This is a genomic window from Gammaproteobacteria bacterium (assembly GCA_037388465.1).
In the GTDB taxonomy this organism is placed as follows: domain Bacteria; phylum Pseudomonadota; class Gammaproteobacteria; order SpSt-1174; family SpSt-1174; genus JARRKE01.
This window is the reverse complement of record JARRKE010000072.1, coordinates 1-14,136: the sequence shown is the minus strand read 5'-3', so window position 1 is coordinate 14,136 and position 14,136 is coordinate 1. Positions and strand designations below refer to the sequence as shown.

The window sequence follows — 14,136 nt, the reverse complement described above, 5'->3', positions numbered from 1 at the left end:
GCGCCCAGGCATTCGCCCGCCGTATCGACAAGCTCCCCCTGCCCGTGCGCAGCGCCCCCGGCTTTCTGGTGAATCGCATTCTCATGCCCTATCTGCTCGAGGCCATCGTGCTCGAATCGGAGGGTGTGCCGCGCAACATCATCGATCGGGCGGCCAAGCGCTTCGGCATGCCCATGGGACCGCTGGAACTGGCGGACACCGTGGGTCTGGATATCTGCCTGCACGTGGGAGAAATCCTGGCGCAGGAACTGGGCGGCGAGGTGCCCTCCACCCTGCGCCGGCTGGTCGAGGCCGGGCGTCTGGGCAGGAAGTCCGGGCGCGGTTTTTACGAATGGAAAAAGGGCAAGCCGGTGCGCGGCAAACGGCGTCATGAGACGAACGGCGGTGCCGATCTGGAGGATCGGTTGATGCTGCGGCTGATCAACGAGGCCGTCGCCGTGCTGCGCGAGGGCATCGTCGGCGAAGCCGACCTGCTGGATGCGGGGGTGATTTTCGGTACCGGCTTCGCGCCCTTCCGGGGTGGGCCGCTGTATTACCTGAATACGCGCGGTCGCGACAAGGTGAAGCTACGTCTGGAAGAACTTGCGCACCGCTATGGAGAACGGTTCAGTGCGGACGCCGGTTTCGGCGCCGCCTGAAAGGAATTACATGGTATGGGTGGGGCGGTCCGAGTGCAGCGCGCCGGCCAGCAGGGTTTCGATTTTGGTGCGGGTCTGACCGTTGTCCTGCGGGCTGAACTGCACACCGATGCCCGGGGTGCGGTTGCCCTGCGAACCCTGCGGGGTGATCCACACCACCTTGCCGGCGACGGGCATGCGTTCCTTCTCCTCGAGCAGCGTGAGGAGCATGAACACTTCGTCACCAAGTTTGTAATGGCGGTTGGTCGGGATGAACAGTCCGCCGTTTTTCACAAAAGGCATGTAGGCCGCGTAAAGCGAGCCCTTGTCCTTGATGTGCAGCTGAAGAATACCTTGGCCTGCTGCCATGCTTCCTCCTGTTAGGCCCTGCGCATAGCAGAGAGCCAGCTTAACAGGATTGATTCGCGAAGCAAGTCCTGGTTCAGGCCGGCATGGATCTGACGACGCGCTTCGAGCATTCGCTCTTCGAGTCTGTATGCCTTTTTGATGTCGATCCGTTCGGCCAGCGCCGACAGGCGTGGGGCCAGATCGATGTCGGTCGCGGCATCGGCCTCCGGCGCCTGGCGATAACGCAGCATGTCGCGCAGCCAGGCCGTCAGCCAGTCGAGGAGCCGGCCGAGGTCGTCGTATTCCTTCCAGTCGGCAGCGGTCTCGACCACGCCGCCGCGGCCGGTCATCACCGCCTCGATCTGATCGAGCAATCGCTGACGCAAGGCCATGGTTTCGGCATCGCCGAGATCCAGTGCCTGCAGCGGTGCACCGCGGGCGATGTGCAGCAGCTCCTCCGGCCGGTCGATGCCCTGCGCTTTCAGCCAGTCGGTTGCGGCGGAATTTTCGGCCGCTTGAAAGTCGATGCGCTGGCATCTGCTGCGGATGGTCGACGGCATCAGGGCCGGTTGGGTGCTGACCAGAATCAGCAGCGCCATGGGCGGCGGTTCTTCCAGGGTTTTCAGCAGGCTGTTGGCGGCTGAGCGGTTCATGGCCTCGGCGGGGCTGATGATCGCCACCTTGTAGCGATCCAGATTACGGCTCAGGTACATGAATTCCACCAGTTCGCGCACCTGGTCGACGCGGATCTGAGTGGATTCCTTGCCGGTGGTTTCGGAGTCCTCGAGCGTCAGGGACTGGAAATCGGGATGGGTGCCGGCGGCGAACAACTGGCAGGCCTGGCAGCTGCCGCAGGCCTGGCCGTGCGCGTCGGGCTGCAGGCACAGGGCGGATTGCGCCAGTACGCGCGCGAAATGCGCCTTGCCCAGGCCGGCCGGACCTGCCAGCAGCAAACCGTGAGGCACCCGCTCCTGCCGGACGCGTTGTTCCCAGCGCGTCCATTGCGTCTCCTGCCAGGGATACGGTGTGGCGTTCACCGTGCCTGCTCCAGCAGCCCGGCCACGAAGTCGTGCACCGCCGCTTCGACTTCCTTCAGGTCGCGCCCGGCATCGACGACATGAAACCGCGCCGGTTCTTTTTGAGCGAGGGCTAGGTAGGCGGCGCGGATGCGCTCGAAAAAGTCGACGGTTTCCTGTTCGAAGCGGTCGGCCGCCGCGCCGCGGTTGCGGGCGCGCGACAGACCCGTTTCCACGTCCGTGTCCAGCAGCAGGGTGTAATCCGGGCGCAGCGCCCCCTGGACCCAGGATTCCAGCGCCGCGATGCGCGTTGTATCCAGTCCCCTGCCGCCGCCCTGGTAGGCGTAAGTGGCATCGGTGAAACGGTCGCACACGACCCATGCGCCGCGCTGCAAGGCGGGTTCGATCAGGGTGCGCAGGTGTTCGGCGCGAGCGGCGAACATGAGCATCAGTTCGGTGTCGCTGTGCATGGCCGGCAGTTCGGTATCGAGCAGGACCCGGCGTATGGCCTCGGCGACCGGTGTGCCGCCCGGTTCGCGGGTGAGGACGACCTCGAGGCCCGCCGCTTGCAGCAGCGATTCAATGAGCTTGAGATGCGTCGACTTGCCGACGCCCTCGATGCCTTCCACCGTGATGAAGCGTCCGCGCATCACGTTCAGTGTCCCTGATAGCGGCTGGCGTTGCCGCCGAGCAGGTATTTGATCACGGCCTTCTTGTGCTCCGCGTAAGTGTCGGAGAAGTAGTGGCGTCCGCCTCCCATGGCGACGAAGTACAGCGCATTGCTGTGCGCCGGGTGCAGCACGGCGTGGATGGCGTCGCCGCTCGGCAGGGCGATGGGCGTGGGGGGCAGCCCTTTGCGGGTATAGGTGTTGTACGGCGTGTCGTGTTCCAGGTCGGAAACGCGGATGTTGCCGTCGTACTTGCTGCCCATGCCGTAAATGACGGTGGGGTCGCTTTGCAGGCGCATGCCCTTTTCGAGCCGGTTGACGAACACCGCGGCGATCATCGGGCGCTCCTCCTTGGCACCGGTTTCCTTTTCGACGATGGAGGCCAGTATCAGCGCCTGGTAAGGCGTCTTGATCGGCAGGCCCTGGGAGCGCTCGGCCCACTCCTTGTCCAGGCGCCGTTTCATCATGTCATAGCCGCGCTTGAGGAATTCGACGTCGGTCGTGCCGCGCGGAAAGAAATAGGTGTCCGGATAGAACCAGCCTTCGGGGTTGTCCTGTGCCGGGCCGCCCAGTCTGGCGAGCAACCCTTTCAGGTCGTCCGGGTTCAGGGTGTGTTTGAGATTGGGGTCGTGCTCCACCGCGGTCATCAGCTCGTGATAGGTCCAGCCCTCGGGGATGGTGAGGCTGTATTGCACGCTGATGCCGGACACGAGGTGGTCCAGGATGAGCTGCGGCGTCATGCCGGTCTCGATGGCGTAGTCGCCGGCCTTGATCTGGCCGGACTTGCCCTGCAGACGGGCCAGCAGCCGCCACAGCAGCGGTTTGGCGATGATGCCCCGGCGGTGCAGTTCGGCGGCGACCTGGCGCAGGGTCTTGCCCCGCTCCACGGTCACGACGACACGCTTTTGCGGCACCTCGATGCGGGTGTCCGCATAACGCACCAGGGTCACCGCGCCACCCGCGACCACGAGTCAGTGGCTGTCCGGCAAGCCGGTTGACGGGCCAGATGCCGATGATGGTGTTGCAAAAAAAGACGGCGCGAGCCTGGTGCAATTCCTCGATCATGATGGGGCGTATTTTACAGTCTTCCAGGTGTTCGATGAGACGTGCCCGGGTGATGCCGGCAACCCCGGCGGTGCTCAGGTCGGGCGTGGAAAAGCCCTGCCCGTCGAGGATGAACAGGTTGCTCATGGTGCCTTCCACGACCTGCCCCTGCGTATCCAGCATGACGCCTTCCTGGTATTCGTCCTGCCATTCGCCGCGCGCGAGGACCTGATGCAGCCGGTTGAGATGTTTGACCCCGGCCAGCAGCGGATCGTTCGGCAGGCGGGTCTGACAGATACAGGCTTCGATGCCCCGCTCCGCATAGGCGGCGGGATGGTCGGGCCAGGGATGCAGGCTCAGGATACGGGTCGGCCGCGGATCCGGTGGCGGCCGGTAGCCGCGGCCGCCGCTGCCGCGGGTCCAGATCAGCTTGAGCACTGCCCGTTCCTCATCGCGGCACAGGCCCAGGGCCTCTTCGTGCAGGGTTTGCATTGGCGGCAGGGGCAGGCCCAGGCGCCGGCAGCCTTCCGCCAGACGGGCCATGTGGGCATCCCAGCGAGCGGGCTCGCCGCCGTGTACCGCGATGGTTTCGAACAGTCCGTCGCCGTATTGCAGGCCTCGGTCGGAAAGGTTCAGCGCGTCCGCCGGTTGTCCGTTGAGCAGCGTGTTCATGCCAGTGCGCGTAACAGCCCTTCGGCCTTGTGGCGGGTTTCCTGGAGTTCCGCCTCGGGATCGGAGTCGGCCACGATGCCGGCGCCCGTGCGCAGGGAAAGCCGGTTGCCGTGCCGGACGAAGGTCCGGATCAGGATGTTCAGGTCCATGTCGCCGTTGCGGTTCAAATAGCCGAGCGAGCCGGTATAGGCGCCCCGCCCCTCGCCTTCCAGTTCCGCGATGATTTCCATGCAGCGTACCTTGGGGCAGCCGGTGATGGTGCCGCCGGGAAACAGGGCACGGATCACCTGTCCGGGGGTGACGTCGTCTCTTAAACGGCCGCTCACGTTGGACACGATGTGCTGCACATGAGCGTAACGCTCGACGATCATGAGTTCGTCGACGTCGACCGTCCCCGGTTGGGAGACACGGCCCAGGTCGTTGCGTTCCAGGTCGATCAGCATCACGTGTTCGGCGCACTCCTTGGGGTGAGCGGTCAGTTCCTGCGTCAGTGCCGCGTCCTCGCATTCGTCCCCGCCCCGCCGCCGGGTGCCGGCGATGGGCCGGGTGGAGGCGATGCGATTGCGAACCGCCACCAGCCGTTCAGGCGAGGAACTGAGAATGGCGAAATCCTCGTGCCGCCACAAGCCGGCGAAAGGCGCCGGATTGCTGCGGCATAAACGGGCATACAGGGCGGCATCCTCATACCCCGCTTCGAGTTCCCCTGTCCAGCGGCGCGACAGGTTGACCTGGAACACGTCGCCCTCGCGGATGTATCGCTTGATGTGCTCCACACCCTGCAGGTATTCCACCGGCGCCGCCTCGGCAAGGTCGATATCCGGCGGGTTGTCGCGCAGCGGTGCCGGTGGTCGGGTCTGCAATGCCCCGAGGTCCGAGCGGATAGTATGAACAAGCCCCGTTTCGCCCGGCTCGCCGACGATGTAGGTCGTGTCGCGTGCATGGTCATGGACGAGCGCGCCCGGGATACGCAGGGCGAGCGCTACCGGCAGGCCGTCGGGATCGGGGGGCAGGTCGAGGCAGGGTTCGATCTCGCCTGCCAGCTCATAGCCCAGGAACAGCAACCAGCCGCCGCGAAACGGCAGTCCGCTGTCGTCCTCCATGGTGAGACGCTGCGATTGCCACCAGCGGTCGAGGGCATCGGTGAACGAAGCGGCGGCGATGCCGGACGGTGATTCGAGCCCCGCAGTCGTGAGCGTCAGGGCTTCGCCGGGACAGGCGAAAAGGATATCGAAACGCGCCTGCGGCGTGCCGTGCAGCACGCTTTGCAGCAAGGCGGGATAGCGTTCGGGGTGTCGGCGATGCAGCTCGAGCAGGTTCGGCCTGTCCCCGAGCGGATGAATCAGGGGCCGGGATTCAGCCCCGGAAAGCTTCAGATCTTGCGAAATACCAGTGTACCGTTGGTGCCGCCGAAACCGAACGAGTTGGAGAGCGCGACGTCGATTTTCATCTCGCGCGCGGTGTTCGGCACGAAATCCAGGTCGCATTCCGGGTCCTGGTTCTCCAGGTTGATAGTCGGCGGTGCAACCTGGTCGCGGATCGCCAGGATACTGAATACGGCCTCGATGCCGCCGGCTGCGCCCAGCAGGTGGCCGGTCATGGACTTGGTCGAGCTGACCGCCAGCTTGTGGGCATAGTCGCCGAAGGTCGCCTTGACCGAATCGCTTTCGGCCTTGTCACCGACCGGCGTGGAGGTGCCATGGGCGTTGATGTAATCGACCTGATCGGGGTTCAGGCCGGCATCGCGCAGGGCATGGTGCATGCAGCGGACGGCACCGCCACCGCCCGGCTGGGTCATGTGGTAGGCATCGCCCGACAGGCCGAAGCCGACCACTTCGCAATAGATGTTCGCGCCGCGGGCCTTGGCCTGTTCGTACTCTTCGAGTACCAGCACGCCGGCGCCGTCGCCCAGCACGAAACCGTCGCGGTCCTTGTCCCAGGGGCGGCTGGCGCGTTCCGGTTCGTCGTTGCGCGTGGACAGCGCACGGGCTGCCGCGAAGCCGCCGAGGCCCAATGGCGTGGTGGCCATCTCGGCGCCGCCGGCGATCATGACGTCGGCGTCGCCGTAACCGATCATGCGGGCCGCTTCGCCGATGCTGTGGGTGCCCGTGGCGCAGGCGGTGACCAGCGCGGTGTTGGGGCCCTTCAGGCCCATCATGATCGACAGGTTGCCGGAGATCATGTTGATGATGCTGCTGGGCACGAAGAAAGGCGAAATCTTGCGCGGACCGCCTTCGAGATAGGCTCGGGTGTTGCGCTCGATGGTGCCCACGCCGCCGATGCCCGAGCCGATTGAAACGCCGATGCGATCGGCGTTTTCTTCGGTGACCTCGATGCCGGCGTCACGCATGGCGTCCACCGCGGCGCCGATGCCGTAGTGGATGAAGGGGTCCATCTTTTTCTGCTCCTTGACGGGCAGATAGTCGTTGACGTCGAAACCCACAGCCGTGCCGGCGATGCGGACACTGAACGCGGAGGCATCGAAAACTTCGGGCGGGATTGCCCGGATACCACTGCGACCTGCGGTGATGTTGTCCCAGGCCCCCTTAATGGTGGATCCGACCGGCGAGACGATACCCATGCCGGTCACTACAACGCGACGTTTAGACAAGGTGGAGCCCTTTCCTGCAGATAATTCTTAGCGAGCGGATACAAAAGACAAACCGCAACCTTTAGTGGTTGCGGTTTGTCTGGTTCGACTGTGGGAGGCTCAGCTGGAGTGAGCGTTTACGTAGTCGATGGCCTGCTGAACGGTGGTGATCTTCTCGGCTTCTTCATCGGGGATTTCAGTCTCGAATTCCTCTTCGAGCGCCATCACCAGTTCAACAGTATCCAGAGAATCCGCGCCGAGGTCGTCGACAAAAGATGCCTCGTTCTTGATGTCCTCTTCTTTCGCGCCAAGCTGCTCTGCAACAATCTTTTTGACGCGCTCTTCGATATTGCTCATGGTCGAGTTATCCCCTTTACTAGGATCGGAATCTACAGCTTCATTGCGGCGGGTATTGTAGAGAAAAGCACCGGCTCAATCTACACCGCCCGACCCCGCCTGTCATGCCGCCCGGAAATGTTTTTCCCATGCCAGATGCCAGTGCGGGGGGTGATCATAAAATATGAATTAAATCAATTAGTTGCAACAACAAGTTAATGTTGGTTGACGTGCTCAGGGCATGTACATGCCGCCGTTGACGTGCAGGGTCTCGCCCGTAATGTAGCTCGCATCCTCGGAAGCGAGGAAGGCGACGACACGGGCAATCTCCTCCGGCTGGCCGAGACGGCCCAGCGCGATCTGGTTCAGCAGCGCCTCTCGCTGCGCCTCCGGCAGCGCGCGGGTCATGTCGGTATCGATGAATCCCGGCGCGACGGTATTGACCGTGATGCCGCGCGAACCGACTTCACGCGCCAGCGATTTGGAAAAGCCCAGAATGCCAGCCTTGGCGGCGGCGTAGTTGGACTGGCCCGGGTTGCCGGTGGAACCCACGATGGACGAGATATTGATGATACGCCCCTTGCGGGCCTTCATCATGCCGCGCAGGCAGGCCTTGCTGGTGCGGTAGATGGAGCTGAGGTTGGTGTTGATGATGGCATCCCATTCATCGTCCTTCATGCGCATCAGCAGGTTGTCGCGGGTGATGCCCGCATTATTTACCAGGACCGTGACCGTTCCGAAACGTTCGCCCACTTCCTTGATCAGGGCATCGATGGCGGGGGCCTCGGTGACGTTTAGCACCATGCCCGTGCCCTGGACGCCCGCTTCGCTCAGGGCCGCTGCGATCGCCTCGGCGCCCTGCTCGCTGGTGGCCGTGCCGATCACGGTGGCGCCGCGCCGCCCCAGCTCCAGGGCGATGGATCGGCCGATGCCGCGGCTGGCGCCGGTGACCAGCGCAATTTCACCTGCAAGACTCATGCGGATTCTCCCTTGATTTCGTTCAATGTCTTTTCGAGGCTGTCCGGGTCGGCCACCGCATAGGTCGGGATGGCGCGGTCGATGCGCCGGTTGAGGCCGGCGAGCACCTTGCCCGGACCGAATTCCACCACGGCCGTATCGGCGTTCGATGTCATCATGCGCACCGTTTCCACCCAGCGTACGGGGCTGAAAAGCTGGCGTTTCAGGGCGTCGCGGATCCGGTCCGCGTCGTCATAGGCGGCCACGTCGGCGTTGTGAACCACGGGCACGCTGGGCGCCTTGATGCTCACGTCGGCGAGCTTGGCCGCCAGTTCGTCGGCCGCGGCGTGCATCAGCTCGCAGTGCGAGGGCACGCTTACCGGGAGCTTGACCGCGCGCTTGGCGCCCAGGGCCTCGGCTTCGGCAATGGCGCGTTCCACCGCGGCGGCCTGGCCGGCGATAACCACCTGGCCGGGGGAATTGAAGTTGACGGCCTCCACCACCTCGCCCTTGGCGGCCTTTTCGCAGGCCTCGGCGACCTGGGCGTCCTCCAGGCCGAGAATCGCCGCCATGGCGCCCTCACCCGCCGGTACCGCAGACTGCATCAGGCGTCCGCGTTCGGCCACCAGGGAGACGGCGTCGGTGAAATCGAGCGCACCCGCGCAAACCAGCGCGGTGTATTCGCCCAGGCTGTGGCCGGCCATGAACACCGGGTCCGGGCCGCCGCTGGCCTGCCAGATACGCCACACCGCGACACCGGCGGCGAGCATCACGGGCTGGGTGTTGCGGGTGCTGTTGAGCTCTTCTTCCGGGCCGTTCTGCGCCAGACTCCAGAGGTCCTGGCCGAGCGTGTCGGAGGCTTCCTGAAAGGTGTCGCGGACCTGGCCGTACTTGTCCGAAAGGGACACGAGCATGCCGAGCGATTGGGATCCCTGGCCTGGAAAGACCGCTGCAAATTTTTGTGTCACTCAAAGACCCTTCGTGATTGGGGTGATACGAAGGGCCGGTAGTTTATTGGAGGCGATTGATTGCGGCAAATTATCCGCGCGCGAACGGCGTGGACTTGTTTTATAAGATCAGATAACGATAATACCCGCTGGCCCGCAACCAGGGTGATGCACCCTAAGTATGTCGAAAGAAGACCACATTGAAATGGAAGGCACGGTCGTCGAGACCCTGCCCAACACCACATTCCGAGTCAAGCTCGAAAACGGTCACATCGTGACCGCCCACATCTCGGGCAAAATGCGCAAGCACTACATCCGCATCCTTACCGGCGACAAGGTCACTGTGCAGATCACGCCCTATGACCTGAGCAAGGGCCGGATCGTCTACCGCAACCGATAAAGATTCCGCGCGCCCGGCGTTACGGGGTCCGCAAACCCGCCCCGCCCGGGCGCGGCCGTAATCCGCTCAGGCTCAGGTTTCCGCTTCCAGCTGTTCGGCGTCGTACTCGATGCTGAGCCCGCCGTCGCTCACGGCGATGCGGGCCTCGCCGCCCTGTTGCAGGCGTCCGAACAGGATCTCCTCGGCCAGCGGTTTCTTGATGTGTTCCTGGATCACGCGTGCCATGGGCCGTGCGCCCATGATCGGATCGTAGCCGCGTTCCGCCAGCCAGGCGCGCGCATCGTCCTCGACGATGAGCGTGACCTTCTTCTCTTCGAGCTGCGCCTCGAGCTGAATGATGAACTTGTCCACCACGTTGGCGATGGTGCGCGGCTCCAGCGCCTTGAACTGGATGATGGCGTCCAGCCGGTTGCGGAACTCGGGCGTGAAGGTGCGCTTGAGGGCTTCCATGGCGTCCGAGGTGTTGTCCTGGGTGGTAAAGCCCATGGAGGTGCGGCTGATCGACTCCGCCCCCGCGTTGCTGGTCATGACCAGAATCACGTTGCGGAAATCGACCTGGCGGCCGTTGGTGTCGGTCAGCGTGCCGTGGTCCATCACCTGCAGCAGCAGGTTGAACACGTCCGGGTGCGCCTTCTCGATCTCGTCCAGCAGCAGCACGGCATGCGGGTGCTTGAGTACGGCGTCGGTCAGCAGGCCGCCCTCGTCGTAGCCCACGTAGCCGGGAGGCGCGCCGATCAGGCGCGACACGGTGTGGCGTTCCATGTACTCGGACATGTCGAAGCGGATCAGCTCGATGCCGAGAATCTTGGCCAGCTGGCGCGTGACCTCGGTCTTGCCCACACCGGTCGGTCCGGCGAACAGGAAGGAGCCGATCGGCTTGTCTTCCTCGCGCAGGCCCGAACGCGCCATCTTGATCGAAGCGGCGAGCTTGTCGATGGCCTCGTCCTGGCCGAACACCACCATCTTCAGATCCCGCTCCAGGTTCTTCAGGGTCTCGATGTCGGAGGACGACACGTTCTTGGGCGGGATACGCGCGATCTTGGCGACGATGCTTTCCACGTCGCGCACGGTGATGGTCTTGCGCCGGCTGGATTCGGGCTGCAGGCGGCGGTTGGCGCCGGCCTCGTCGATCACGTCGATGGCCTTGTCCGGCAGGTGGCGGTCGGTGATGTAGCGTTCCGACAGCTCGGCCGCGGCGCGCAGTGCCTTGCGGGTGTATTTGACCTGATGATGTTCCTCGAAACGGGTCTTGAGCCCCTTGAGGATCTCGTAGGTCTCGTCCAGGGTCGGTTCGGGCACGTCGATCTTCTGGAAGCGGCGCGCCAGGGCACGGTCCTTTTCGAAAATGCCGCGGTATTCCTGATAGGTCGTCGAGCCGATGCATTTCAACTCGCCCGAGGCCAGCAGCGGCTTGATCAGGTTGGAGGCGTCCATGACGCCGCCGGACGCCGCGCCGGCACCGATGATGGTATGGATCTCGTCGATGAACAGCACCGCGCCCTCTTCCTTGCGCAGCTGGGCGAGCACCGCCTTGAGGCGCTTTTCGAAATCGCCGCGGTACTTGGTGCCGGCGACCAGGGCGCCGAGGTCCAGCGAGTAGATGGTGCTGTGGGACAGAATCTCGGGTACCTCGCCGTCCACGATCTTCTTGGCCAGGCCCTCGGCGATGGCGGTCTTGCCCACGCCGGCCTCGCCCACGTACAGCGGGTTGTTCTTGCGTCGGCGGCACAGGATCTGGATGGTGCGCTCGACCTCCGCCTCGCGCCCGATCAACGGGTCGATGCGCCCGGCACGGGCCTGCTCGTTGAGATTGGTGGCGTACTGGTCGAGCGGCTTGGTTTGCGGCTCGACGCCTTCCTCGAGTTCGCTCTCGTCGACGGGGGCGCTTTCCTGCCCTGTCAGATCGTCGCCCACCTTGGAGATGCCGTGAGAGAGGTAATTCACGACGTCCAGGCGCGACACGTCGCGCTGGTTGAGAAGGAACACCGCGTGGGAATCCTGTTCACCGAAGATGGCGACCAGCACGTTGGCGCCGCTCACCTCTTTCTTGCCGGAGGACTGGACGTGGAACACGGCGCGTTGCAGCACGCGCTGGAAGCCCAGCGTCGGCTGGGTGTCGCGCGAGTCGTTGGGCGGCAGTAAGGGGGTGTTTTCGTCGATGAAGCGTTCCAGTTCATGGCGCAGCTCTTCGACGTCGACGCCGCAGGCACGCAGCACGCCCGAGGCTGACGGATTGTCCGTGAGCGCGAGCAGCAGGTGCTCCACGGTCATGAACTCATGCCGTTTTTCCCGGGCCTGTTTGAAGGCCTGGTTCAGGGATAATTCAAGCTCTTTACTCAGCATAGCCTGTCACCGTCACGCCGCTTCCATTGAACAAAGCAAGGGGTGTTGATTTTCGCGCGAGAAGTCGTTGACCTGGGCAACCTTGGTTTCCGCGATCTCGCGCGTGAAGATGCCGCACACACCCTTCCCTTGGGTATGAACCGTGAGCATGATGTGGGTCGCCTTTTCGCGGTTCATACCAAAGAATTTTTCAAGCACCAGCACGACGAATTCCATCGGGGTGTAGTCGTCGTTCAACAGCACGACCTTGTACAACGGAGGGCGCTTCAGTTTCGGAGGCGCTTCCTCGACGGCCAGGCCCGGGTCTTGTGTGTTTGTACGCTCCTTGCTCATGAGTTTTCAAGCGTCGCTTCTTATCAAATATTAGGCCGCATGGGCCGGGTTTCAATCGTGAATTTTCGAAAGTTGCAAATGATTATACCGCAGCTGTCCAGTGCGCCATCGCGGCGGACATCGTTATGAGGTAATTTCTAGCTTTACCCCATAATCTTATGATTTTTATGTGGTTTTTATGATGGTGGCGGCAGGGCATCTGCCCCGCTGCCGATACTGCGGGGTTGGACCGTTTTTCCGGCCCCTGGTGTCACAGTGTACACCGAGGGACCGGCCGGTTGTGTTACATGTGGGCGACGATCTGCTGGCCGAAACCGGAACAGGAAACCTCAGTGGCGCCGTCCATCAGGCGCGCGAAATCGTAGGTCACCTGCTTGGCCGAAATGGCGCCGGCCAGTCCCTTGACGATCAGGTCGGCTGCCTCGCTCCAGCCCATGTGGCGCAGCATCATCTCTGCAGACAGGATCAGCGAGCCGGGGTTCACCTTGTCCTGCCCCGCGTATTTGGGCGCGGTGCCGTGGGTGGCCTCGAACATGGCCACCGTGTCCGACAGGTTGGCGCCGGGCGCGATGCCGATGCCGCCGACCTGGGCGGCCAGCGCGTCGGAGATGTAGTCGCCGTTCAGGTTAAGGGTGGCGATCACGCTGTACTCGGCCGGACGCAGCAGGATCTGCTGCAGGAAGGCGTCCGCGATCACGTCCTTGACCACGATCTCGTTGCCGGTCCTGGGATTCTTGAAGCTGCACCAGGGACCGCCATCGATTTCCTTGGCGCCGAACTCCTCCCGGGCCAGCTCATAGCCCCAGCTCTTGAAGGCGCCTTCGGTGAATTTCATGATGTTGCCCTTGTGCACCAGGGTCACCGACGGCTTGTCGTTGTCGATGGCGTACTGGATCGCCTTGCGCACCAGGCGCTTGGTGCCCTCGGAGGACACCGGCTTGATGCCGATTCCCGCCGTGTCGGGGAAGCGGATCTTGGTCACGCCCATCTCGTTCTGCAGGAAGTCGACGACCTTTTTGGCTTCGGGCGTGCCCGCTTCCCACTCGATGCCGGCGTAAATGTCCTCGGAGTTCTCGCGGAAGATGACCATGTCGGTCTTCTCCGGCTCCTTCACCGGGCTGGGGGTGCCCTCGTAATAGCGGATCGGGCGCAGGCACACGTACAGGTCGAGCTGCTGGCGCAGCATCACGTTCAGCGAGCGGATGCCGCCGCCCACCGGCGTGGTCAGCGGGCCCTTGATGGAGACCACGTACTCCTTGACCGCCTCCAGAGTCTCGTCCGGCATCCAGGTGCCTTCGCCGTACACGCTGTTGGCCTTTTCGCCGGCGTAGATTTCCATCCAGGCGATCTTGCGGCTGCCGCCGTAGGCCTTTTCCACCGCACTGTCGATCACCTGCTTCATGACCGGGGTGATGTCCACGCCGATACCGTCACCCTCGATATAAGGGACGATCGGCTGGTCGGGAACGTTCAGGGAGTAATCGGCGTTGGCGGTGATCTTCTCACCATGGTCGGGGACCTGAATGTGCTGGTAGGCCATGGAGTCTCCGTTGGCTGGGATTCGGAATCGGGTGTCAGGCCGCGATTATATCGTATCGATGCGGCGAATAATTCCATTATCAGCGTGGTCACTCTGATTCGCACCCTACCCACGTGTACACTAGCGCCCCATGACCTGGAAACCCCACGCCACTGTCGCCTGCATCGTCGAACGCGACGGCCGCTTCCTGATGGTGGAGGAAGTCGACACCGGCGCGGCGGTGTTCAACCAGCCCGCCGGGCATCTCGAACCGGACGAAAATCTCTCCGCCGCTGCGGTGCGCGAAGCGCTGGAGGAAACCGGCTGGCACGTGCAGCCGAAATACCTG

15 protein-coding genes and 1 pseudogene are annotated in these 14,136 nt (G+C 63.5%); 3 read left to right on the top strand and 13 right to left on the bottom strand.

Annotation, left to right across the window (positions count from 1 at the left end):
• On the top strand, positions 1-638 hold a 638-nt coding region (locus P8Y64_11760), incomplete at its 5' end, for a 3-hydroxyacyl-CoA dehydrogenase family protein (protein ID MEJ2061140.1).
• A 6-nt stretch (positions 639-644) separates the two neighbouring features.
• Here the strand turns inward: P8Y64_11760 and P8Y64_11755 are convergent.
• The 10 genes and pseudogenes from P8Y64_11755 to fabD all read right to left on the bottom strand — a co-directional run bounded on the left by P8Y64_11755 (position 645) and on the right by fabD (position 9,213).
• A complete protein-coding gene (locus P8Y64_11755) occupies positions 645-986 on the bottom strand; it encodes a PilZ domain-containing protein (protein MEJ2061139.1) in 342 nt (113 codons plus the stop codon).
• An 11-nt stretch (positions 987-997) separates the two neighbouring features.
• Positions 998-2,002: a DNA polymerase III subunit delta' gene (locus P8Y64_11750; GenBank protein MEJ2061138.1), complete on the bottom strand. Its 1,005-nt coding sequence runs from the start codon at positions 2,000-2,002 to the stop codon at positions 998-1,000.
• A complete protein-coding gene (tmk, locus tag P8Y64_11745; protein MEJ2061137.1) occupies positions 1,999-2,631 on the bottom strand; it encodes a dTMP kinase in 633 nt (210 codons plus the stop codon). The genes P8Y64_11750 and tmk overlap by 4 nt, the downstream gene beginning before the upstream one ends.
• A 5-nt stretch (positions 2,632-2,636) precedes the next feature.
• Positions 2,637-3,617, bottom strand: a complete 981-nt coding sequence (mltG, locus tag P8Y64_11740; GenBank protein ID MEJ2061136.1) for an endolytic transglycosylase MltG — start codon at positions 3,615-3,617, stop codon at positions 2,637-2,639.
• A 25-nt stretch (positions 3,618-3,642) separates the two neighbouring features.
• Positions 3,643-4,365, bottom strand: a pseudogene (pabC, locus tag P8Y64_11735) (aminodeoxychorismate lyase).
• Positions 4,362-5,708 carry an aminodeoxychorismate synthase component I gene (locus P8Y64_11730; protein MEJ2061135.1) on the bottom strand — a complete coding sequence of 449 codons (1,347 nt, stop codon included), beginning with the start codon at positions 5,706-5,708 and terminating at the stop codon, positions 4,362-4,364. The pseudogene pabC and the gene P8Y64_11730 overlap by 4 nt, the downstream one beginning before the upstream one ends.
• 26 nt (positions 5,709-5,734) lie before the next feature.
• Positions 5,735-6,973, bottom strand: coding sequence for a beta-ketoacyl-ACP synthase II (gene fabF, locus P8Y64_11725; protein ID MEJ2061134.1), 1,239 nt, complete (start codon positions 6,971-6,973; stop codon positions 5,735-5,737).
• A 99-nt stretch (positions 6,974-7,072) separates the two neighbouring features.
• Complete coding sequence (gene acpP, locus P8Y64_11720) at positions 7,073-7,309, bottom strand: acyl carrier protein (protein ID MEJ2061133.1); 237 nt, start codon at positions 7,307-7,309, stop codon at positions 7,073-7,075.
• A gap of 213 nt (positions 7,310-7,522) precedes the next feature.
• Entirely contained in the window at positions 7,523-8,266 is a 744-nt protein-coding gene (fabG, locus tag P8Y64_11715; protein MEJ2061132.1) for a 3-oxoacyl-ACP reductase FabG, read from the bottom strand.
• Positions 8,263-9,213 (bottom strand): ACP S-malonyltransferase, encoded by a 951-nt coding sequence (gene fabD / locus P8Y64_11710; GenBank protein MEJ2061131.1) that lies wholly within the window; start codon positions 9,211-9,213, stop codon positions 8,263-8,265. The genes fabG and fabD overlap by 4 nt, the downstream gene beginning before the upstream one ends.
• A 160-nt stretch (positions 9,214-9,373) precedes the next feature.
• Between fabD and infA the strand changes: the two genes are divergently transcribed.
• Positions 9,374-9,592 carry a translation initiation factor IF-1 gene (gene infA, locus P8Y64_11705; GenBank protein ID MEJ2061130.1) on the top strand — a complete coding sequence of 73 codons (219 nt, stop codon included), beginning with the start codon at positions 9,374-9,376 and terminating at the stop codon, positions 9,590-9,592.
• A gap of 72 nt (positions 9,593-9,664) precedes the next feature.
• Here the strand turns inward: infA and clpA are convergent, their stop codons facing one another.
• The 3 genes from clpA to icd all read right to left on the bottom strand — a co-directional run bounded on the left by clpA (position 9,665) and on the right by icd (position 13,808).
• Positions 9,665-11,935 carry an ATP-dependent Clp protease ATP-binding subunit ClpA gene (clpA, locus tag P8Y64_11700; GenBank protein MEJ2061129.1) on the bottom strand — a complete coding sequence of 757 codons (2,271 nt, stop codon included), beginning with the start codon at positions 11,933-11,935 and terminating at the stop codon, positions 9,665-9,667.
• A gap of 12 nt (positions 11,936-11,947) precedes the next feature.
• Entirely contained in the window at positions 11,948-12,268 is a 321-nt protein-coding gene (gene clpS, locus P8Y64_11695) for an ATP-dependent Clp protease adapter ClpS (GenBank protein MEJ2061128.1), read from the bottom strand.
• Positions 12,269-12,551: 283 nt separating this feature from the next.
• Positions 12,552-13,808, bottom strand: a complete 1,257-nt coding sequence (gene icd / locus P8Y64_11690; GenBank protein MEJ2061127.1) for an NADP-dependent isocitrate dehydrogenase — start codon at positions 13,806-13,808, stop codon at positions 12,552-12,554.
• Between the two features lie 130 nt (positions 13,809-13,938).
• Between icd and P8Y64_11685 the strand changes: the two genes are divergently transcribed.
• Positions 13,939-14,136 (top strand): NUDIX domain-containing protein (locus P8Y64_11685; GenBank protein MEJ2061126.1); only part of this gene is annotated, 198 nt, incomplete at its 3' end.